General features: G+C 69.7%; 22 protein-coding genes. 11 read left to right on the top strand and 11 right to left on the bottom strand.

All coding sequences use genetic code 11. The annotated features are described in order from the left end of the window. The first annotated feature begins 1 nt into the window (after nt 1). From QC385_RS30950 to QC385_RS30940, 3 genes are all read left to right on the top strand, one after another. Nucleotides 2–1,267, top strand: coding sequence for a 6-phospho-beta-glucosidase (locus QC385_RS30950; protein ID WP_279544670.1), 1,266 nt, complete (start codon nt 2–4; stop codon nt 1,265–1,267). Then, nucleotides 1,258–2,229 (top strand): N-acetylglucosamine kinase, encoded by a 972-nt coding sequence (locus tag QC385_RS30945; RefSeq protein ID WP_279544669.1) that lies wholly within the window; start codon nt 1,258–1,260, stop codon nt 2,227–2,229. Before QC385_RS30950 ends, QC385_RS30945 begins: the two co-directional genes overlap by 10 nt. 117 nt (nt 2,230–2,346) lie before the next feature. Then, entirely contained in the window at nt 2,347–2,568 is a 222-nt protein-coding gene (locus QC385_RS30940; RefSeq protein ID WP_086850784.1) for a hypothetical protein, read from the top strand. A gap of 434 nt (nt 2,569–3,002) precedes the next feature. Here QC385_RS30940 and QC385_RS30935 read toward each other — a convergent pair whose 3' ends face one another. Both QC385_RS30935 and QC385_RS30930 read right to left on the bottom strand, forming a co-directional pair. Beyond that, on the bottom strand, nt 3,003–3,137 hold the full coding sequence (locus QC385_RS30935; RefSeq protein WP_279544668.1) for a hypothetical protein: 135 nt from the start codon (nt 3,135–3,137) through the stop codon (nt 3,003–3,005). A gap of 479 nt (nt 3,138–3,616) precedes the next feature. After that, on the bottom strand, nt 3,617–3,781 hold the full coding sequence (locus QC385_RS30930) for a DUF6000 family protein (protein ID WP_443033043.1): 165 nt from the start codon (nt 3,779–3,781) through the stop codon (nt 3,617–3,619). Nucleotides 3,782–3,913: 132 nt separating this feature from the next. On the opposite strand from QC385_RS30930, the gene QC385_RS30925 reads away from it, so the two are divergent. Beyond that, on the top strand, nt 3,914–4,480 hold the full coding sequence (locus QC385_RS30925) for a hypothetical protein (RefSeq protein WP_279544784.1): 567 nt from the start codon (nt 3,914–3,916) through the stop codon (nt 4,478–4,480). A 113-nt stretch (nt 4,481–4,593) separates the two neighbouring features. Here QC385_RS30925 and QC385_RS30920 read toward each other — a convergent pair whose 3' ends face one another. Next, nucleotides 4,594–4,995: a DUF4234 domain-containing protein gene (locus tag QC385_RS30920; protein WP_279544667.1), complete on the bottom strand. Its 402-nt coding sequence runs from the start codon at nt 4,993–4,995 to the stop codon at nt 4,594–4,596. 426 nt (nt 4,996–5,421) lie between these two features. Between QC385_RS30920 and QC385_RS30915 the strand changes: the two genes are divergently transcribed. Further along, nucleotides 5,422–5,922 carry a YfbM family protein gene (locus QC385_RS30915; protein ID WP_279544666.1) on the top strand — a complete coding sequence of 167 codons (501 nt, stop codon included), beginning with the start codon at nt 5,422–5,424 and terminating at the stop codon, nt 5,920–5,922. A 347-nt stretch (nt 5,923–6,269) separates the two neighbouring features. Here the strand turns inward: QC385_RS30915 and QC385_RS30910 are convergent, their stop codons facing one another. Then, nucleotides 6,270–6,584: a hypothetical protein gene (locus QC385_RS30910; RefSeq protein WP_184561047.1), complete on the bottom strand. Its 315-nt coding sequence runs from the start codon at nt 6,582–6,584 to the stop codon at nt 6,270–6,272. Nucleotides 6,585–7,079: 495 nt separating this feature from the next. On the opposite strand from QC385_RS30910, the gene QC385_RS30905 reads away from it, so the two are divergent. Continuing rightward, entirely contained in the window at nt 7,080–7,538 is a 459-nt protein-coding gene (locus tag QC385_RS30905) for a hypothetical protein (protein ID WP_279544665.1), read from the top strand. Nucleotides 7,539–8,085: 547 nt separating this feature from the next. Here the strand turns inward: QC385_RS30905 and QC385_RS30900 are convergent. From QC385_RS30900 to QC385_RS30890, 3 genes are all read right to left on the bottom strand, one after another. Further along, on the bottom strand, nt 8,086–8,406 hold the full coding sequence (locus tag QC385_RS30900; RefSeq protein WP_184558278.1) for a GYD domain-containing protein: 321 nt from the start codon (nt 8,404–8,406) through the stop codon (nt 8,086–8,088). A 446-nt stretch (nt 8,407–8,852) separates the two neighbouring features. Continuing rightward, entirely contained in the window at nt 8,853–9,149 is a 297-nt protein-coding gene (locus QC385_RS30895; protein WP_279544664.1) for a hypothetical protein, read from the bottom strand. A gap of 289 nt (nt 9,150–9,438) precedes the next feature. Then, on the bottom strand, nt 9,439–9,717 hold the full coding sequence (locus QC385_RS30890) for a hypothetical protein (protein ID WP_279544774.1): 279 nt from the start codon (nt 9,715–9,717) through the stop codon (nt 9,439–9,441). A 78-nt stretch (nt 9,718–9,795) separates the two neighbouring features. On the opposite strand from QC385_RS30890, the gene QC385_RS30885 reads away from it, so the two are divergent. The 4 genes from QC385_RS30885 to QC385_RS30870 all read left to right on the top strand — a co-directional run bounded on the left by QC385_RS30885 (nt 9,796) and on the right by QC385_RS30870 (nt 13,629). Next, a complete protein-coding gene (locus QC385_RS30885) occupies nt 9,796–10,551 on the top strand; it encodes a GntR family transcriptional regulator (protein ID WP_279544663.1) in 756 nt (251 codons plus the stop codon). 332 nt (nt 10,552–10,883) lie between these two features. Next, the gene (ettA, locus tag QC385_RS30880) at nt 10,884–12,548 is read left to right on the top strand and encodes an energy-dependent translational throttle protein EttA (RefSeq protein WP_279544662.1); all 1,665 of its coding nucleotides are present in this window, start codon (nt 10,884–10,886) and stop codon (nt 12,546–12,548) included. A 2-nt stretch (nt 12,549–12,550) separates the two neighbouring features. After that, nucleotides 12,551–12,964 (top strand): acyl-CoA thioesterase, encoded by a 414-nt coding sequence (locus QC385_RS30875; protein ID WP_279544661.1) that lies wholly within the window; start codon nt 12,551–12,553, stop codon nt 12,962–12,964. Beyond that, nucleotides 12,961–13,629, top strand: coding sequence for a hypothetical protein (locus QC385_RS30870; RefSeq protein WP_279544660.1), 669 nt, complete (start codon nt 12,961–12,963; stop codon nt 13,627–13,629). Before QC385_RS30875 ends, QC385_RS30870 begins: the two co-directional genes overlap by 4 nt. Before the next feature lie 43 nt (nt 13,630–13,672). On the opposite strand, the gene QC385_RS30865 is transcribed toward QC385_RS30870, so the two are convergent. Beyond that, on the bottom strand, nt 13,673–14,086 hold the full coding sequence (locus QC385_RS30865) for a globin (protein ID WP_086604702.1): 414 nt from the start codon (nt 14,084–14,086) through the stop codon (nt 13,673–13,675). A 66-nt stretch (nt 14,087–14,152) separates the two neighbouring features. Between QC385_RS30865 and QC385_RS30860 the strand changes: the two genes are divergently transcribed. Then, nucleotides 14,153–15,136 carry a methyltransferase domain-containing protein gene (locus QC385_RS30860; protein ID WP_279544659.1) on the top strand — a complete coding sequence of 328 codons (984 nt, stop codon included), beginning with the start codon at nt 14,153–14,155 and terminating at the stop codon, nt 15,134–15,136. 19 nt (nt 15,137–15,155) lie between these two features. Here QC385_RS30860 and QC385_RS30855 read toward each other — a convergent pair whose 3' ends face one another. The 3 genes from QC385_RS30855 to QC385_RS30845 form a co-directional block, all read right to left on the bottom strand. Continuing rightward, nucleotides 15,156–16,655, bottom strand: a complete 1,500-nt coding sequence (locus QC385_RS30855; protein ID WP_279544658.1) for an FHA domain-containing protein — start codon at nt 16,653–16,655, stop codon at nt 15,156–15,158. A 32-nt stretch (nt 16,656–16,687) separates the two neighbouring features. Further along, nucleotides 16,688–18,034, bottom strand: a complete 1,347-nt coding sequence (locus tag QC385_RS30850; RefSeq protein ID WP_279544657.1) for a vWA domain-containing protein — start codon at nt 18,032–18,034, stop codon at nt 16,688–16,690. A gap of 100 nt (nt 18,035–18,134) precedes the next feature. Further along, nucleotides 18,135–19,628, bottom strand: coding sequence for a PP2C family serine/threonine-protein phosphatase (locus QC385_RS30845; protein ID WP_279544656.1), 1,494 nt, complete (start codon nt 19,626–19,628; stop codon nt 18,135–18,137). Nucleotides 19,629–19,630 lie beyond the last annotated feature (2 nt).

Here is a 19,630-nt window from a genome sequence, read left to right as displayed (position 1 = left end):
CATGAAACTCACCGTGGTCGGCGGAGGCTCGACCTACACCCCCGAACTCGTGGACGGCTTCGCCCGCTTGCGGGACACCCTGCCCGTCGGGGAACTGGTCCTGATGGACCCGGCGCAGGACCGCCTGGACCTGGTGGGCGGCCTCGCCCGCCGCATCTTCGCCCGCCAGGACCACCCCGGCCGCATCACCACCACGACCGACCTCGACCGGGCGGTCGACGGCGCGGACGCCGTCCTCCTCCAGCTCCGCGTGGGCGGCCAGGCGGCCCGGGAACGGGACGAGACCTGGCCCCTGGAGTGCGGCTGCGTGGGCCAGGAGACCACCGGCGCCGGCGGCCTGGCGAAGGCCCTGCGCACCGTCCCGGTGGTCCTGGACATCGCGGACCGCGTACGCCGCGCGAATCCGCAGGCCTGGATCATCGACTTCACGAACCCGGTCGGCATCGTCACCCGCGCCCTGCTCCAGGCCGGCCACAAGGCTGTGGGCCTGTGCAACGTGGCGATCGGCCTCCAGCGCAAGTTCGCGGCCCTGCTGGGCGTCGAGCCCCCGGAAGTCCACCTGGACCACATCGGCCTCAACCACCTCACCTGGGAAACGGGGGTGCGCCTGGGCGGCCCCGAAGGCGAGGACGTCCTGCCCAAACTGCTGACCGAGCACGGCGACACCATCGCGGCGGACCTGCGCCTCCCCCGGGCCCTGCTCGACCGCCTGGGCGTGGTCCCGTCGTACTACCTGCGCTACTACTACGCGCACGACGAGGTCGTACGGGAACTCGGGACGAAGCCGTCCCGCGCGGCCGAGGTGGCGGCCATGGAACGGCAACTGCTGACGATGTACGCCGACCCGTCCCTGGACGAGAAGCCGGCCCTGCTCGCCAAACGGGGCGGCGCCTACTACTCGGAGGCGGCGGTGGACCTGGCGGCGGCCCTGCTGGGCGGCGGCGGCACCCCGTACCAGGTGGTGAACACGTCCAACCGGGGCACGCTCCCGTTCCTCCCCGACGACGCGGTGATCGAGGTGCAGGCGGCGGTGGGCGCGAAGGGAGCGTCCCCCCTCCCGGTCCCGTCCGTGGACCCCCTCTGCGCGGGCCTCATGGCGAACGTGACGGCGTACGAGGACCTGGCCCTTCAGGCGGCTCTGCACGGCGGCCGGACCCGTGTCTTCCGCGCTCTCCTCTCCCACCCCCTCATCGGCCAGTACGAGTACGCCGAGGCGCTCACCGACCGGCTGATCGCACACAACCGGGAGCACCTCGCGTGGGCCTGACCGCACATGTCCTCGCCGTCGACGCCGGCAACAGCAAGACGGACGTCGCGATCGTGACGGCGGACGGAGAGGTCCTGTCCACGGCACGCGGGGGCGGCTTCCGCCCGCCCGCGGTCGGCCTGGACACGGCGATGACCGCTCTCGCCCACACGGTCGCCCAGGCCCTGTCCACCGCCGGGCTCACCACCGTCGACCACGTCTCGGCATGCCTCGCCAACGCCGACTTCCCCATCGAGGAGGACCGGCTGGCGGCCGCACTGGACGCACGCGGCTGGGGCACGACGGTGACCGTCCGGAACGACACCTTCGCCATCCTCCGGGCCGGTGTGACGGAACCCCGGGGAGTCGCGGTCGTCTGCGGCGCGGGCATCAACTGCGTCGGCATGCGCCCCGACGGCCGCACGGCCCGCTTCCCGGCACTGGGCCGGGTCTCGGGCGACTGGGGCGGCGGCTGGGGCCTGTCGGAGGAGGCCCTGTGGCACGCGGCGCGCTCGGAGGACGGCCGCGGCCGCCCCACGGCCCTGGCCCGCACCCTCCCCGCCCACTTCGGTCTGTCCTCCATGTACGCCCTCATCGAGGCACTGCACCTGGGAGACCTGGAACAATCTTGTCGCCACGAGCTGACCCCGGTCCTCTTCGCGACGGCGGCGGACGGCGACACGGTCGCCCGCGCGATCGTCGAACGCCAGGCGGAAGAGGTGGTCGCGATGGCCGTGGTGGCCCTGACCCGCCTGGAACTGCTGGACGAGCCGACGCCCGTCCTCCTCGGCGGCGGGGTGCTCGCCGCCCAGCATCCGCAGCTCAACGGCATGATCACCGATCTGCTGGCCGACAGAGCCCCCAAGGCGGCCCCTCAGGTCGTCACGGCCGGTCCTGTCCTCGGGGCGGCGCTGCTGGGGCTGGACGAGGTGGGAGCCGGGCAGGGGGCGCAGGGGCGGCTGCGGGCACACTTCGGGGTGTGACCGGGGCTTGATCGGGGCGTGCGAGAGGCCCTCCCACGAGGGCGGCCGGGGCCCTTCGGGACAGCGGAGATGGACAGACGAAGGCGCCCGAACACGCGAGGGCGCATACTAGGGGCAATGACAAAGCCTGCTGCACCTAAGCGCCATCTGCCCACCAGCCCCTTCAAGGCCCCGGTCATTCCGGCCCCGAAGCACTTCTCCGTGGGCGACCAGGTCACACACGACATGTACGGCCTCGGCCGGGTCATCAGCATCGAGGACGGGATCGCGGTCCTCGTGGACTTCGGCTCGGCCCAGAAGCGGATCCTGAGCCCGTACTCCAAGATGACCAAGCTCTAGCACCGCTGTGCCCGGTCACGGCACACCAGGTCCCTCCCGGGGCTTGGCACCAGAAGGAGACCTCTCATCGATCTGACCTCGCTTTTCTCCGCCCCGGAAGGGGCACCCCACTCCGCGGCCACGGCATCGCCGCCTCCGGCCACGAACCCCTTCCAGGCCCCTGACTTCGGAGAGGACGACAGCGCGACAGCGCCGGAGCCGCTCCACGGTGACCGGCACGGACGGTAGAACCCGACCAAGATCAGACTTTCACTTGCCCCCAAGGGCATGAAAATGCCCTTCACCAGCGGTTTCCTCGCCGATGAGGAGCCGTGTCAGGCGGCTTGGACCGTCCCTGGGCCGTCGTGGGCTCGACCGGCGGCCCGGTCGATCGCGGAGACGGCTTGATGCGTGCCCGGCTGTCGATCGCGGACAACGTGTCATGCCGGGACTGATCAGAGGTTCGCGGTGATGGCGCGGAAGACGGCAGGGGTCACCCGTTCCTTGACGATCTTGTCGAAAGCGGCGGTGTCCTCTTCGGCACCCTCGAAGTCGATGTAGTTGAAGCCCACGCCGTTGCTCTGGAACATGAGCGGCCCTTTGCGGCAGACGACGGTCGGTCGGGGCGGCCACCGCGAGGATCTCGACGTCGAAGGCGCCCCAGCCTTCGATGTGCCCCTTGTACCCGTCGTTCTGCGGCAGCCCGAACGAGTACGCGCACTTGCCGTCGGAGGCGAGCCCGGCGCCCGCCTTCCCGCCGAGGGCGCCGTCCTCAGGGACCTTGACCCAGTCCGACTCCCGGCTGAGCTTCTTCGCCTGCGGCAATATCGCTTTGATCTCGGCGTCGGTGACGAACGAGCAGGCGTCCGGCCAGCGCGCCGGACTGAGCACCGCGCCGGCGGGCACGTCGATGACGGTTTTCTCCTGTCCCGGTGCCGCTTTCCGGACAGCGATCTCGGCTCCGCAAGCCGTCTGCGAGGCACGCCGACACCATCACGACGCCCACCCGGGTCCGTCGTGCAGCCATCGCGCTCCGTCCGAAGGTCCTGCTTGCATGACGGGTGCACCCTCATGCGCGTCCGGGTTTGGCTGACTCCCCGGCAGTGACGGAATCCCTCCGCCAACGCAGGAACACTTCGCCGAGACGTTCTCGGAATTCGGTCCTGCATGCAACAGCGAGGAGCCAGGCTGCCGTTCCGCTCTCGCGCCTCCCTCGGTCGAGCGGCATGTCCAGTTCACGAGCCGCAGCTGTCGGACCAGCGATTCGACCGGTCGGCCTCCTCGGTCCGGCTGCCCAACCGCGGGCGGGCCTGACAGACTTCGGTCCATGAAGCGGTCTGCTCGTCTGCCTTTGACCCCGCGCCCCATGCCCCCGCTCCGCGGCGACGAGTCGATCGTCGGCGTCCCGGACGCCACCGTGGTCGACTTCTGGCGGTTCGCCATGCCGGACCTCCGGATGAACAACACACGCGGCCTGTTCGCCGAATTCCTGGTTCACCAGGCGGTCGGCTCCCACAAGCCCCGTGTGGAATGGGCGAGCCACGATGTCGAGACCGACGACGGACTGCGCATCGAAGTCAAGGCGGGCGCATACCTGCAAGCCTGGGATCAACGAGCACCGTCCCACATCCGCTTCAGCGGGCTCCGCGCTCGCACGTGGTCACCTGATGGCGGTTACTCGGAGGCGAAGTCGTACAACGCCGACGTCTACGTTTTCGCGGTCCAGACCGCTCGTGAACACGCTGTCTACAACCCGCTCGACACGGCCCAATGGGAGTTCTACGTACTCCCCCACCCAGTGCTCGCCACCTTGGACACGGACAGCGCCGGCCTGGGCGCGGTTCGCGCGGCTGCCGGTCCACCAGTGCCCTATCCCGCCCTCGGTGACTGCATCAGGTCGGCCGATCCCCGACCCGGCACGACCTCCGACTGACACCGGATCGGCGAGGCTCCGCGCCTATCAGGCATGCCGGAACTCGCATACCGAATCGGCCTGTTCGTCGGGCCATTGCTGCCCGCAGCCGCGGGCGAAGGAGTATCCGGCATTCAGGCCGCGAGAGGCACCTGCTCGCCCTCTTCCGGGATCTTGTAGTGAACCCAGATCTGGTTCAACTCGTGCTGGTAGTAGAGCGGGTACAGACCAGCCAGGACGAAAAGGATGAGCCCGATCCACGGATTGCAGCTCCGCTGCATCCCGGCCGACTCCTGCATGCGGGCAATGCGCAGACCGGTGTTGTAGACCGACACGAAGGGGGGAACGATCAGCAGCCAGCCGACAGCGAGAGCCAGGAGGGACTTCACCGGATCGACCTCGATGCGGTGGTCGAAGTCCCGAGCTTCGCGATTCACCTTGTAATACCAAACCAGATGGTAGATGCCCAGCGTGATCAGCGGCCAGATCAGCCAAACAAGAAATATATTGCGGGTCTTTCCAGCGCGACCTGACATGACGCACCTCCCATGAGTCCAGTGCATCACGCCCAGCCGCCACGCGCGCGTGGTGAGGTTCGGGCCGGTCCCACGGCCTGCCGTGCCTCACGCAGGCATGGTGCTCATCTCGGCGCGATGGCACGGAGCCAAGCAGCGAGCGCGAGGAAATCGGAGTCGGCGAGGCCTGTGGCCGCATCGACGTGATGAAGCAGCGACCGACCAGGATGGCCGGCAGCGACCCAAAGACGGTCCATGGCGCTGATCTCGTTAGATCATGGCCCCAACGTCGTGCTTTACCGGGCAGGTCCACAGACTGCCCGACGCGCCGAAAGCTTACGGGGCCATGATCACTCGCCCCAAAGCAGCTCCAGCCCAACGGCCCAGAGACGGCCCGGCATGCTGGATCACATGCTCGTTGTCAGATCAGGCTCGTAGCATCCGCCTATGAGCATGATCGGAGAATACGCGCGTGTCACGCCGGATGAACTCAAGAGAGCGCTGAGTGATCCTGACTGGGCCTACGACTTCGTCCAGGAGCTCCTGGAGGAGCAAGAGGAAGTCGATCAGCCCACTGGCCAAGTTCGCTGCCTCGATACGGATAAGGCCTGGCACGCCATCGGCTTCCTGCTACGGCGCGTTGGCTTTCCGGTGGACATCGTGCACGGTGAGCAGCCCATCCCTGGTGCGGACGACTGGGGCTATGGCCCTCCGTGCTACCTGACACCCGAGCGCGTCCGGATCGCCGCCGAGTCTCTGCCATCCATTTCCTTTGAGGCCTTGGTACAGGGTGTGACCCCAGAGCAGCTGTCCCAAGCGGACGTGTACCCACAGATCTGGAGTGATCCGAGCGCTTTGGACTACGTGCGCCATCACTATGAGTCATTGTCCCCCTTCTTCGTCGCTGCGGCAGCAGAGGGTGACGCTGTGTTGATATGGCTCGATTGAGCTTGCCTCTATGCATCCACGGGCGAGTGACCTGCGCACCTAGGTCGGCGGAACGGCTAGCGAGGGTACTCAACGACGACCAACGCTGACAACCACAGCCGAGGCCTGGATGCAACAGACCAAGCCCGACGCGGAAGTGCGTGAGGCATCGTCGCGGAGCAGCCTAGTGATGGGGAGAACCGTGAAGAGGCTCCGATCGATCTCCAGCCCGGCGCGGCGTGAGAGCACGCGGCCCTGAAGAGGGCGAAGGCGGGGCCGGCTGTGTTCGTCTGCGCTGATGGCGGGAGGGCCATTGCGCATCTCGGCGCCCGCATCGAAGCACGGGCCGCGTGCCTGAGCGGGTGGGTTCAGAAGATCGGCGTCTGCGCTTCGATATCGGTGAGTCCTTCCTCCATGGTCAGCGACGGCAGCACGCGGACGCGGTTCCATTGGGGGAGGCGAGACTCCGTCAGCAAGCGGTCGACGTTCTCGACCTTGTCGGACTGTACGACCACGACAATCGTGTGTTCACGGTTGACGAAGGGGCCGGCCACGATCTCGACGCCTGCCTTCTGGGCGAGGTTCGGGATATCAGGGGCGGTCTGCAGCATCAGGTCGCGCGTTGTCGCGTTAGAGGTCGGACAGACTTCCGGGGTGTGGGTCGCGATCAGGACGAAATGCATCTCAAGGTTCCCTTCCACTTGAGGGGCCCTTGATCTCAGCCTAAGCCGCCCCGAGGTGCTCCGCGACCGGCGATCCCGGCTCCGGCAGGCGGAGGGAGGGTCCACGCCCAGAAGTTCCGTATCGCGGTCGGTGGCCCGACGAGACGGTAGGAGTCGCTCAGGCGTGCTTCCTCGACGACGCCGTCGCCGCACGCCTCGGTGTCAAGGGCAACCCGTGGATCGATCGCGTCTGGGCTGACGTCATCGAGGCAGCGCCCGACCTCGAGCGCTGAAGTCCGCCGCACCACAAGCGCACCAGATAAGGCGGAGAACAGCGGGGAATCACGGTGAAAGCGGGCTCGAACGGCGAGACCACTATGTCTTCGTCCGTCCAGGTCAGCGCCCGGGCCGCCCTCAAATGATCGCAGCTTCCCAAGCTGAGGTACCAGCCAAGCCACCGGCGGCAACCGACCTCAAGTCCTGCCACCGGAGCGTACGAGTGTCTACGATCGCGCGGTGAGCTACGACATCTACTTCTTGAGCCGACGCGACGGGCAGTCCTGGGATGACGCCCTGGAGGCCATGGAGGACGCAGCCGAGGAGAGCGAGCCGATACCTGCCCGCCCCCTTGAAGCTTGGGACCGAATCGTGCCGCAGGCTCGGACCCTGCTGGGCGAAGTAGAGATCACGGAATATGGGCAGGAGTCGCGGGACCTGAGCCACTCGGGCACCGGCATCGACCTGTCCGTCTTCGGCGACGAGGTGAGCATTACTGTGCCCTACTGGCATGCGGGGGACGACGCTGCGATCGTGCTCGACAAGGTCTTCGCCCTTGCGGCCATCGTCGAGAAGGAGACTGGGCTGACTGCCTACGATCCCCAGGTGGAGCGCCCACTTCGAGAGACACCGTTGCAGGGCGCTACCGGGCTGATGTCACGCATTACCAAGGATCTGCGCAGCCGCTACGGCGGTTGATCACCGGGCAAGGCAGCGCCGGGCCAGGTTCCGAGCCGTCTACGCGTCGCGTGCCACAGTCGTGCCAGATACAGGGGTCAACCGCGGTCAACAGGGGTGTCTGGCAGGCACCATCGTGCCGACTGGCTTGGTCGGGGTATCCGCAGGTCACCTACCTTTCCACCCAGCCGCTCTCCTAAAGCGGTGGTCACCTACTGGTTGCTGGTGCGCTCAGTCGCCGAAAACCTGCGGGGCCACGGAGACCAGCAAGTGAGCCACATTGCTCGGTGGCAGAGCTTGGAGAAATTCCTGTTCAAACGTCAGCGAGCAGTTGCCCTCGATCGGCAGTTGCTCTGAACCTTCTGTGGTACGCCGGGGCAACGGCGGTTTCAGTGAGCCACTCCGTCTTGCTAGCCCCTCGACGGGAATAGCGCAGGGCGGTCCCCATCGCCTTGGCCATTGGGGCGGTCACCACGTGGGGCCCATACGGACTCCGATGTGGACTTCGGCCACGTGAGCGCTCTTCGAACCGGCCGCAGCGGCTCGGTGATGCCCACCGGGTGACGGCTCAGGCGCCGGGCGCCCGGTAATCCACCTCTTGACGGACCGCCTCGTCAATCTCCTCGGCCGTCAGCAGCGCAACCGTGTTGGTGCGCACGCCACCCGCCGCCGACGTGACCAGCCCCAGGGCCGCGGCGGAGGTGTTGCCTGGCAGGTCCGCCGTGAGGTAGAAGTCCTCCTCACCGAGTGCCCAGTACGCCGATTCGAGCCGGCCACCCATGCTCTGCACCAACCGCTCGACGACCTCACGGCGCGCGGTGCCGCCCTCTTCGAGCAGGCCCTTCAGTCCGTCCACGGTCAACTTGACCTTGAAGAGGTACTTCGGCATGGGTTCCGCCTTTCACGTCTCGCGCGGCTCTCGTGTCTGTCACATATGCCTCGGTAATCACCCTCAATCCGCATTCTCCCTACTCCTCCGCGTCCGCGTCGCGAGGTCCGCCGCCATACGGCTTACGCCCCGGCCAAGGCGCGGGTCAGCCCACCGACGCGCACGACCACCAGAACAAAATCGTCGGGGGAATACGTCAGTGACTCTGTCCGGCCGTCGCAGCAGTCGACGGCCGCAGTCGGAGCGGGCGCGGATCGAACTCCTAATGCGGTGCTCACCAACGAGCGCCCTCCCGGGCCGTCCTCGGGCTGTGGAAGGGCGCTCAATGGTTACCAACGTCGACATGTGCCGACAGCTCGGCAGCAGGTCATGGCGTGGAGCCGCTAGACGGTCGCAGGTCACGGCCGCCAATGGTCAGTTGGGGCTGTGCAGCAGCGCAGTGCCTCTCAGGGGCGCGCAGGCGCGACGGGACCGCGTCCGCGGCTGGTCGCTACGCGCAGCACGTCCCGCAAGGCGCTGGTCAACTGGGCGGCGAGAATGTGCAGCTCCTCCAGGTCTTCGGTCTGGTCGTCAAGTACCTGACGTGAGTGCTCCAGCAGTTGGGTCGCCATCCCGAGCTGGAAGGCCTCGATGTGGTCCGCCAGGCGGGAGACGTAGCCGCCTTGGTCATCGGTGCTCAAGTAGCACGGCTTGCCGTCCGGCCCTGCCCACGGGAGAAGCCTCAATTCGTCCTGCGTCGTCATCCCTGCGTGCGCCTCTCGGTGATCTCGACGCTCGGTGCCGGCGTGTCGGTGGATGCCGAGTCACTCACCGCCTTACTCCCGGGCCTGGACTGACCGGGTGTCGAGTGGCACAGGCAGTCGCCCTGTCGACGGTCTGGCCCAGGACGACCGTCGGATAGTCAGTGGAGGAAGCGGGGGCGGACGTCGGCCAAGACGGCCGTAAGGGGCGGCGGTGCCTGCCCTTGGGAAAGTACCGCGCTCTGGTGAGCGAGGCGGCACGGCGGATACGGTTGAGCACGCTGGTCAGCTCCTATCGCTGATGGCTCGGTCCCCCGACATCGCCCGTCGTGGGGACCGCTTTGCGTACGACCGCCCAAAGGGTGCGGCCATTCAGGCTGGTGGCGAGAAGCCCGAATTGATCGGCCTCAGCCACCGCTTCCAGGACCTCCCGCCATAAGTCGGCGGTGAGTGATTCCGGTACCTCCGCCTCGACCGACGCGTGCCGGTCGTGCTCCTCCACGCCCGCGGGAAGCCCTAGGTCGGACAGCCGGGCAGCGATGGCTGCCGCGCGAACTCCCGAAGCGGGCACAGGGCAGCCTCCGTCACCGGCGATCACTTTGAGTAAAGCTAGTTAACTAGATTAGAGCTAGTGGACTAGATTTTCCACATGTCTGAGCAGCCGCCCTACCTCCGCATCGCCGACGAACTCCGGCGGCGGATCGCGGAGCACGTGTGGGAGCCGGGGGACCGACTGCCCTCACGCGCCCAGATCGGCCAGGAGTGCGGCGTAGGCGAGAACGTGGTTCGCCGGGCGCAGGAGCTGCTGATCTCTCAGGGCGTGCTGGAAGGCCGCGCCGGATCGGGGACCTACGTCGCCGAGCCCCGGCAGCGGGTGCGGGTCGTCCGGTCGTCTGCGCGCGAGCAGCCCGAGAAGTCGCCCTTCCGCGCGGACATGAAGGCCCTGGGCAAGCAGGGCGACTGGGAGAGCAGGACCGACGCCAAGGTGCCGGCCCCGGCCGACATCGCGGCCCGGCTGGGCATCGCCGAGGGCGACCTGTGCGTCAGGACGTCATACGAGTTCCTGGCCGACGGCAGGCCGGTGCAGCTGTCGACGAGTTGGGAGCCGTACGACCTCACCGCAGGCACTCTCGTCGTTCTCCCCGAGGGAGGCCCCCACGCCGGGGCCGGTGTCGTGAACCGCATGGCCGCGATCGGCGTCACCGTCAGCCACGCCGTGGAACAGCCGGAACCGCGGCAGGCGACCGCCGAGGAGGCCTCTCTTCTGGGCATCCAGAAGGCCGCACTCGTCACGCACATCCGGCGGACGTATTACAGCGACCAGGGGCGACCCGTCGAGACAGCGGACATCGTCGTGCCCGCTGCTCACTGCGAGATCGTCTACGAGATCCCGATCAACCGGTAGGCACAGGCTTCGCGCGCGGGCTGCGGCTGCGCTTCGGCGCGTCCACGCCTGTCAAGCGGTGAGGGCGGTCAGCCCTGCCGTTCACGTCGCGACGGTGACCCAACCCCGCACAATGCTGCCATCGAGTGATCATCCCTGGGCCGTCCCTGGGCCGTGCGAGGGCGCCCGAGGCCGACCAACGACGACCGACAGTGACAAACGAGTCTCGGCCGCCAACCACGAATCCCCAGGTCAGAGCCCACCGGCCTTACGCGTTTCCACCCAGGGGTGGCGGTACGGCAAGATGGGGTGTATCTGCCCACTGCCGTATTCAAGCTGCCGGACGGTTTCTCTTGGCTGAGTTCATTTACACCATGCGCAAGGCGCGTAAGGCGCACGGCGACAAGGTGATCCTCGACGACGTGACGACCAGCTTCCTGCCGGGGGCGAAGATCGGCGTCGTCGGCCCGAACGGCGCCGGCAAGTCGACGATCCTGAAGATCATGGCCGGCATCGAGCAGCCGTCCAACGGTGACGCGTTCCTCACGCCCGGTTACACGGTCGGCATCCTGCTCCAGGAGCCGCCGCTGACCGAGGACAAGACCGTCCTGGAGAACGTCCAGGAGGGTGTCGCCGGTATCAAGGGCAAGCTCGACCGGTTCAACGAGATCGCCGAGCAGATGGCGACCGACTACACCGACGAGCTCATGAACGAGATGGGCAAGCTCCAGGAGGACCTCGACCACGCCAACGCGTGGGACCTGGACGCCCAGCTGGGGCAGGCCATGGACGCCCTGGGCTGCCCGCCCGGCGACTGGCCCGTCACCAACCTGTCCGGCGGTGAGCGCCGCCGCGTCGCGCTGTGCAAGCTGCTGCTGGAACAGCCCGACCTGCTGCTGCTCGACGAGCCCACCAACCACCTCGACGCCGAGTCGGTGAACTGGCTGGAGCAGCACCTGGCCAAGTACCCCGGCACCGTCGTCGCGGTCACCCACGACCGGTACTTCCTCGACAACGTCGCCCAGTGGATCTGCGAGGTCGACCGCGGTCGCCTCTACCCCTACGAGGGCAACTACTCCAAGTACCTGGAGACCAAGGCCGCCCGCCTCAAGGTCGAGGGGCAGAAGGACGCCAAGCGGCAGAAGCGGCTCAAGGAAGAGCTGGAGTGGGTGCGGTCCAACGCCAAGGGGCGGCAGGCCAAGTCCAAGGCGCGTCTGGCCCGCTACGAGGAGATGGCCGCCGAGGCCGACAAGATGCGGAAGCTGGACTTCGAGGAGATCCAGATCCCGCCGGGCCCGCGCCTGGGCAACGTCGTCGTCGAGGTCAGCAACCTCAGCAAGGGCTTCGGCGACAAGCTGCTCATCGACGACCTCAGCTTCACGCTGCCGCGGAACGGGATCGTCGGGATCATCGGTCCGAACGGTGCCGGTAAGACCACCCTGTTCAAGATGATCCAGGGCATCGAGGAGCCGGACTCCGGCGCCATCAAGGTCGGCGACACCGTGAAGATCTCCTACGTCGACCAGAGCCGCGAGAACATCGACCCGAAGAAGTCGCTGTGGGCCGTCGTCTCCGACGAGCTGGACTACATCAACGTGGGCCAAGTCGAGATGCCGTCGCGTGCCTACGTCTCCGCGTTCGGGTTCAAGGGGCCGGACCAGCAGAAGGCGGCGGGCGTGCTCTCCGGCGGTGAGCGCAACCGGCTGAACCTCGCGCTCACCCTCAAGCAGGGCGGCAACCTGCTGCTCCTCGACGAGCCGACCAACGACCTCGACGTCGAGACGCTCTCCAGTCTGGAGAACGCGCTGCTGGAGTTCCCGGGTGCGGCCGTGGTCGTCTCCCACGACCGGTGGTTCCTGGACCGGGTCGCCACGCACATCCTCGCCTACGAGGGCGAGTCCAAGTGGTTCTGGTTCGAGGGCAACTTCGAGTCGTACGAGAAGAACAAGATCGAGCGGCTCGGCCCGGACGCCGCGCGTCCGCACCGCGCCACCTACAAGAAGCTGACCCGGGGCTGATCTTGCGGCACATCTACCGCTGCCCGCTGCGCTGGGCGGACATGGACGCGTACGGCCACGTCAACAACGTGGTGTTCCTCCGCTACCTGGAGGAGGCCCGTATCGACTTCCTGTTCCGTCCGGAGAAGGACTTCAAGCAGGGGTCCGTGGTGGCACGCCATGAGATCGACTACAAGCGGCAGCTGGTCCACCGGCACACCCCGGTGGACATCGAGCTGTGGGTCACGGAGATCAGGGCGGCGTCCTTCACCCTCACCTACGAGGTGAAGGACGACGACCTGGTCTACGTCCGGGCCTCGACGGTGATAGTGCCGTTCGACTTCGAGGCCCAGCGCCCGCGCCGGCTCACCTCGGAGGAACGCGAGTTCCTCCGGGAGTACACGGACGACGACGAGGAAGAGGCCGTCGCCGCATGACGGTGCTCCACCTGGCCGACGAGGGGGAGGCGGCGGATCTCGCGGCCTTCCTCTCCCGGCTGCTCCACTACGACCGTGGGGCCGCGGTGCGCCTCCAGGCGGCGGGCACCGCCCTCGCCGTGTTCGGGCGGCCGCCGTCCTTCGAGGTGCTGGCCGTGCGCGCGGTGCGGCTGGCGAAGCCGTACGAGGACGGGCTCGCCGTCACGCTGGACGTGACCGTGTCCGCCGGTGAGCTGCTGGAGTCGGTGGACGAGAAGGGCGCCACGGCCCTCGTGCCGGGCGCCGTGACCGGGCCGCCGTGGGCGGGCGTCCTGCCGCCGCGCGGCGGCTGGCGGCCCGAGCCGGGGCTGCCGACGCCCGACGCGCTGCGGTCCCTCGTGGCCACCGCCGTCGCCGAGTTCCGGTCCCGTACGCAGGAGTTGTCCTCGGAGCGGCGCACGAGGGCCGAGCTGGACCGGATCGGTCGGGACATCTGGTCCCGTACGGTCGGCGACACCCGGCTCCCGGTCCGCGCCGTGCACGCGGCACAGTCGCTCGGGTTCCTGCGGCCCGGGGCGCCACTGGGGCTGTTCTCGTCGGGCGCGTGGCTGCGGCTGCGCACGCCGTACGGGTCGATCGCCGTACGGCAGGCCGGGCTCGGGGCGCTGGACGTCAGCGTCCGCTGACCGCGCCCTCGTCTGTCACGTTCGCTGACCGCGCCCTCGTCCGTCAGCCCGGGGTGTTCACCATCGACGCCGCCGCGTACGTCAGGTAGTTCCACAGCGTCTGCTCGTGCTCCTCGGACAGCCCGAGCTCCTCGACGGCGACCCGCATGTGCTTCAGCCAGGCGTCGTGCGCCGCACGGTCGACCGTGAAGGGCGCGTGCCGCATCCGCAGGCGGGGATGGCCGCGGTTGTCGCTGTACGTCGTGGGGCCGCCCCAGTACTGGATGAGGAACAGCGTGAGACGCTCCTCGGCCGGGCCCAGATCCTCCTCGGGATACATGGGCCGCAGCAGCGGGTCCTCGGCGACTCCCTCGTAGAAACGGTGGACGAGCCGACGGAAGGTCTCCTCCCCGCCGACCTGCTCGTAGAAGGTCTGCTCCTGAAGCGTGCCGCGCCGAATCTCTTTCACGCCCTCCATGCTCTCAGACGTGGGGACATAGGTCTCAAGGCCTAGGACCGGCCCCGGTGCCCTTACTGTGGGGGTATGGGCGGGCATGCACCCGACAGGGAACCGGACGATCTCGCCGCCGCCGCGCGGGCGGCTCTCGTGCGCCGGATCGACTCGAGCGGAGCCTGGGGCGCCGACCCGGCGTGGCGGGAGGCGTTCGCGGCGGTCCCGCGCCACCTCTTCGTGCCGTATTACTACGTCGGCGTCGTCGGCGGCTACGAACGCCGGTGGGGCGAGAGCCCCGATCCGCGGGCGCGCGAGCGGTGGCTGCGGGGCGCCTACGAGGACACCCCGCTGGCGACCCGGCTGCGCGACGGCGAACTGCTCTCCTCCAGCAGCCAGCCGTCCCTGATGGCGGACATGCTCGCCGCGCTGCGCGTGGAGGACGGGAACACGGTCCTGGAGATCGGCGCCGGCACCGGCTACAACGCCGCGCTGCTCGCCCACCGGCTGGGCGACGACAAGGTGACGACCGTGGACCTCGACCCGGAGATCACCGAGTCGGCCCGCCGGCACCTGGCCGCGGCCGGGTACCACCCGGTCGTCGTCACCGGCGACGGCTCCCGGGGTGTGCCCGAGCGCGCGCCGTTCGACCGGATCATCGCCACCTGCGCGCTGAGCACCGTGCCGCGCGCCTGGCTCGCCCAGAGCCGCCCCGGTGGCCGGATCCTGATGCCGCTCGCCACCGGCCTGATGGTGCTCACGGTGCGCGACGCCGGCCATGCCGAGGGGCGCTTCCTGCACACGCCCGCCTACTTCGTGCCGCTGCGCGGCGGCAGCCGGCCCGGGGGCGAGCCGCTCCAACTGGGCGGCGTACCGCGCCGGGCCAGGGAGGACGACCTGTTCCACTTCCTGCTGGCCCTCACCCGCGGCAGCCTCGACCCGCAGGAGGCGCACGCGCTGTGGGAGCAGGAGGGCATGCCGCAGCGCGAGCGCTACGGCATCACCGTCAGCGGGGACCGGGAATGGGCCTGGCTGGACGACCCGGAGGGGCCGTACGCCTGGCCCCTCCCGTCCTGACGAGGCTGCTGACCGGGGCTCAGCCGCGGCGGATCGTGATCGTCGTCCAGGCGCCGACGTGCACCCGGTCGCCGTCCTGGAGCGGTACGGGGACGAACGGCTGGATCGGCTCCTCCGAGCCGTTGACCGTCGTGCCGTTCGTCGAGTTCTGGTCGACGACCGCCCAACTGCCGTCGGGCTGCTGGACCAGCACCGCGTGCTGGTGCGAGACGCCCGGGTCCTCCGGCGGCACCGAGAGATCGATGTCGGGGGTGTCGCCGGTGGAGTGCCGGCGGCGGCCGATCGTGAGCTGGTTGCCGGTGAGCGTGCGCTGCTGCTCGGGCGAGTACGCGGGCAGGTTCAGGCCCGCGGCCTCGGGGCCGGAACGCTGCATCATCGCCATGAAGTACTCACGGTCCGGGCCGATGGTCGCGGTCCAGGTCACCGGGCCCTGGGGCGCCTGGGGCTGCTGCGGGAAGCCGCCGGGTCCGGGCGGGGCCTGGGTGGCGCCGGGCTGCGGGTAACCGTAGCCGCCCTGACCGCCGCCCGGTCCGGGCGGTGCCTGGGTCGCGCCGGGCTGCGGGTAACCGTAGCCGCCGCCGGGGCCGGGCGGGGCCTGGGTGGCGCCGGGCTGCGGATAGCCGTAGCCGCCACCGGGGCCACCGGGCCCGCCAGGGCCGCCGCCCGGGCCGGCGGACGACGGCGGGGAGATCACCCAGTCGTCACCGCCGCCGAAGGACTGACCGCCCTGCTGCGGACGCTGGGTCTCCTGCGGGAATCCGGGCGGAGCCGGCGGACCGGACTGCTGGAAGCCCTGCGGAGCGCCGCCATGACCGCCGGGGCCACCGGGCGCGCCGGGTCCGGGCGGCGGAGGGACCGGCCGCGAGGGGTCGGCACCGAATCCGGGCGGGCCGGGAGGACCACCGGGCCCGGGAGGGCCGCCCGGACCGGGAGGACCACCGGGGCCACCAGGGCCACCAGGGCCGGGACGACCACCGGGCCCGCCGGGTCCGGGGTAGCCCGAGGGGTCGCTGCCGAAGGGCGGGATCGGCTCGGCCGGGCGGTTCATCTGCGACGGGCGGGAGCCCTGGTACTCGTACGAGTCGCCGCCGCCGTACGACGGTCCCGGCGGGCCGGACGGACCGGGCCGGCCCGGCGGCTGGAAGCGCACGCCCGGGCCGGGCGGCGGCGGGGGCGGGGCGGCGGGGGTGTACGAAGTCGCCGTGTTCGTCAGGAAGTTCCACCGGCACTCCTCGCAGAACGGTGCGCCGCCCTCACGCGGCGTACGGCACTGCGGGCAGAGCTCCGGCTCGGCGTTCGGTACGGCGGACAGGTGCGGAGGGCGCCCGCCGGGCTGGCCACCGGGGCCGCCGGGAGGGCCCCCGGGACCGCCTGGGCCGCCGGGGGGCGGGAAGCCGTAGCCGCCGCCGGGCGGGGGCGGCGGGGGAGGAGGCGGAGGCACGGCACCCGCCATGCGGTGACCGCAGACCTCGCACCAGTCGTCGGAACCCGACTGGTGTCCGTTCGGGCAGGTCGGCATGTCGGCGCGTCCCTCCTTCGATTCCTTCTAGGTCACTTCTTCACGCGAACAGTCTTGGTGGACCGGGTCTCGAGCGTCATCTCGTCGGCCTCTTCGACCTTCGCCTTCAGTCGCACAGTACCGGTCGCGGCATCGACCACGTCCACCACCTTCGCAAGCAGTTTCGCAGTATCGGCGTTCCCGGAGGCACTCGCGAGCTGAACGGCCCGGCCCAGTTTGGCCGTTGCTCCGTCCATATCGCCCGACTTGCGAAGATCCAGCCCTTGTTGGATGACCTGCGCCAGTTCCGCCTGCCCGGTGTAGTGGGCGACCTGGGGGTTGATCGACGTCGAGGCGACCATGTCGTCCGTCCACACGGCACGGACCAGGCCCTGCGCGCCCAGGTTCTGGACGGTGCCGTCGGGCTGCGGAATGATCAGCGAGATCCGGGCCGCCAGCATCTCCTGACCGATGTTCGCGGCCGGGACCTCCACGCATACGTGGTAGTCACGGGACTCGTCCCCCCAGGAACCCAGGGGGTAGTCACCAGCACGCGGCCCCGCCTCGGTACGCCGGCCGGTCAGTTCCTCGACCGTGGGCGCGACCTGCTTGACGAACTTCACAGTCGTGTCGACCGGGGTCCACAGCCGCATGGAGACGTCCGCGACCTCCTTGCCCATCGCCGTCTCCATCATCTGCGTGAAGTCGGCGGCGAGTCCGGCCGGATCGGCGACGATGTCGGCGGTGCCGAGCAGGGCGGAGGCGATCCCTGTGACTTCTTTCACTTCCCAGTCGGTGCCCACGCCGCGCGCGTCACAGGTGAAACGCCCCGCGCACGCGTCGAGCGCGGCCTTCAGGTCCTGGGGTGACTCGTGTTCGTTGCGGCCGTCGGTGAGCAGGATGCCGTGCCGGATGGCGACGTCCGCGGAGGACAGCAGGCGGTCGGCCAGTTTCAGCCAGGTGCCGATGGCCGTGCCGCCGCCCGCGCTGAGCGAGCGCAGCGCCCGTTTGGCCTGCTCGCGGGTGGTGGCGTCGGCGACCGCGAGGCGACCGTCGCCCGGGTAGACCTCCTTGGCCACATGTGTCCCGCCGATCACGGCGAAGTGCACACCGTCGCGCAGGGTGTCGATCGCGGCGGCCGTGGCGTCGCGGGCGTTGCGCATCTTGGTCGCCGGGTAGTCCATCGACCCGGAGCAGTCCACCATGATCGCCACAGCCGCGGACGGGCCCTGGCCGGGCGAGAAGAGGTGGGGCGCCGAGACCGCGGTGCCGATCGTGCCGCCGCCGGTCGCCGTCACCGTGACGATGGCGTTGACCTCGACGGCGCCCTCCGGCAGGTACTCGTTCTGGTACACGTCCACCGAGAACTGGGGCACGTTCGACTTCGAGAAATTGGCCATGCCTGCTTCGATCCCCCTCGAAAGCCCCCACCGGAGCGGGGTGATGACGGAATGCGGACCGGTCCCCTCCGGTCCGCTGAGGCATCCCCGTAACGCGGCCTCAGGCCGATCCTGCCCCCTGGGAGACGGCCGGGAACGGCACGAGGGCCACTGTTACGTTGTCGTGGCCCCCGCCGTCCAGGGCGTGGCCGACGAGCACCCGGGCGCTGTGCAGCGGTTGCGCGGCGGCGTCGAGCGGGACGACCCGGGCCATCTCCTCCGCCGCCTCCGCGTAGTTCCACAGGCCGTCCGTGCAGACCACGACCACGCCCGGCCGGTCCGGCTTGAACGCGGCGGTGTGCGGCTCCAGTTCGTAGGCGTCCGCGCCGAGCCAGCCGGTGATGGCGTGGGCGCGCTCGTCGGCGTAGGCCTCGGCCTCGCTCATCAGGCCCGCGGCGACCATCTGCGCGGCCCACGAGTCGTCCTCGGTGAGCCGGGCGGGGGGTGCGCTCCGGTCGACCGGGACCCAGTAGGCGCGGCTGTCGCCGACCCAGCCGACGATCAGCAGGCCCGAGGTGACCACGGCGCCGACGATGGTGCACGCGGGGGCGTTCTGGTGCGGGGCGTGCTCGCGGGCCGTGGCGGGTTCCGCGGCGAGCGAGTTGACCGCGCGCGAGGCGGCGATGATCGCGTCGTGCATCGCCTGCTGCGGGTGCGTGCCGCGTGGCAGGGCGGCCAGCAGTGCCTCGCTCGCCGCCTTCGATGCCGCCATCGAGGCGTCGTCGGGGCGGGTCGCCGAGGAGACGCCGTCGCAGACGATCGCCACGGAGGCGGGCGAGCCGTCCGGCAGCGCGGTGCTGCCGATGGCGAACGCGTCCTCGTTGCGGTGGTGGCGCAGGCCGCGGTCGCTGACCGCGGCCACCGGGCCGGACTCCTGCTCCATGTGGTCCCGTTCGCGCGGCTGGGCGTGGCCGCAGTTCTCGCAGTAGCCGTCGTCGTCCACGCGGCCGGCCCGGCAGGCCACGCAGACCTTGCCGCCGGCGCCCGCGGTCTGGGCCGCCGGGTCGGCGGACACCCGTGGGTCCGGTGCCTGGAGGAGGTACTCGTCGGGCTGCTGTGGCTGATGGGTCTCTGACTGTGCCGGATATCCGTCGGGCTGCGGGGCGTAGCCGCCGGGCGGCACGGGATGCCCCTCGGTGCCGCCGGGCGGCACGGGGTGGCCCGCGGCCTGCGGCGGATGGTCGAAGCGGACGCCCGCTGCCGGGGCCGGCGGGGCACCGGGGGGCGGAGGTGTGCCCGGGGGCAGCGCGGAGCCGCCGGAGTCCGTGCCCTGAAGGTCCGTCGGCAGGTGCGCCGCTTGAGATCCGCCCGCGCCGTCCGGCCCGGGGGCGGGCCAGCCGGCGCCGTTGGGCGGCACCGACGGCGGTTGGGGATACACACCGGCGGCCGGAGCGCCCTGCGCGGGCACCGAGCCGTTCATGGTGATGGTCGGGTTGTCCTCCGGCCGTACCGGCACGGCGGACAGGTCGTATCCGCACGCGCCGCAGAAACGGTCACCCGATTCGAGGGGTTCCTCGCAACTCGGGCAGGCGGACAACTGGGGCATCTGCGACATCA

This window comes from Streptomyces sp. DH10, from assembly GCF_029813805.1.
Classification (GTDB): domain Bacteria; phylum Actinomycetota; class Actinomycetes; order Streptomycetales; family Streptomycetaceae; genus Streptomyces; species Streptomyces coeruleofuscus.
Note: the sequence above shows the minus strand (reverse complement) of the source record. Positions and strands in the feature narration are given on the sequence as shown.

Coding starts and splice junctions, on each gene's coding strand:
- QC385_RS30950 (WP_279544670.1), top strand. CDS start 2: ATGAAACTCACCGTGGTCGGCGGAGGCTCGACCTACACCCCCGAACTC.
- QC385_RS30940 (WP_086850784.1), top strand. CDS start 2,347: ATGACAAAGCCTGCTGCACCTAAGCGCCATCTGCCCACCAGCCCCTTC.
- QC385_RS30935 (WP_279544668.1), bottom strand. CDS start 3,137: ATGTTCCAGAGCAACGGCGTGGGCTTCAACTACATCGACTTCGAGGGT.
- QC385_RS30925 (WP_279544784.1), top strand. CDS start 3,914: ATGCCCCCGCTCCGCGGCGACGAGTCGATCGTCGGCGTCCCGGACGCC.
- QC385_RS30920 (WP_279544667.1), bottom strand. CDS start 4,995: ATGTCAGGTCGCGCTGGAAAGACCCGCAATATATTTCTTGTTTGGCTG.
- QC385_RS30915 (WP_279544666.1), top strand. CDS start 5,422: ATGAGCATGATCGGAGAATACGCGCGTGTCACGCCGGATGAACTCAAG.
- QC385_RS30910 (WP_184561047.1), bottom strand. CDS start 6,584: ATGCATTTCGTCCTGATCGCGACCCACACCCCGGAAGTCTGTCCGACC.
- QC385_RS30900 (WP_184558278.1), bottom strand. CDS start 8,406: ATGCCGAAGTACCTCTTCAAGGTCAAGTTGACCGTGGACGGACTGAAG.
- QC385_RS30895 (WP_279544664.1), bottom strand. CDS start 9,149: ATGACGACGCAGGACGAATTGAGGCTTCTCCCGTGGGCAGGGCCGGAC.
- QC385_RS30885 (WP_279544663.1), top strand. CDS start 9,796: ATGTCTGAGCAGCCGCCCTACCTCCGCATCGCCGACGAACTCCGGCGG.
- QC385_RS30870 (WP_279544660.1), top strand. CDS start 12,961: ATGACGGTGCTCCACCTGGCCGACGAGGGGGAGGCGGCGGATCTCGCG.
- QC385_RS30865 (WP_086604702.1), bottom strand. CDS start 14,086: ATGGAGGGCGTGAAAGAGATTCGGCGCGGCACGCTTCAGGAGCAGACC.
- QC385_RS30860 (WP_279544659.1), top strand. CDS start 14,153: ATGGGCGGGCATGCACCCGACAGGGAACCGGACGATCTCGCCGCCGCC.
- QC385_RS30855 (WP_279544658.1), bottom strand. CDS start 16,655: ATGCCGACCTGCCCGAACGGACACCAGTCGGGTTCCGACGACTGGTGC.
- QC385_RS30850 (WP_279544657.1), bottom strand. CDS start 18,034: ATGGCCAATTTCTCGAAGTCGAACGTGCCCCAGTTCTCGGTGGACGTG.
- QC385_RS30845 (WP_279544656.1), bottom strand. CDS start 19,628: ATGTCGCAGATGCCCCAGTTGTCCGCCTGCCCGAGTTGCGAGGAACCC.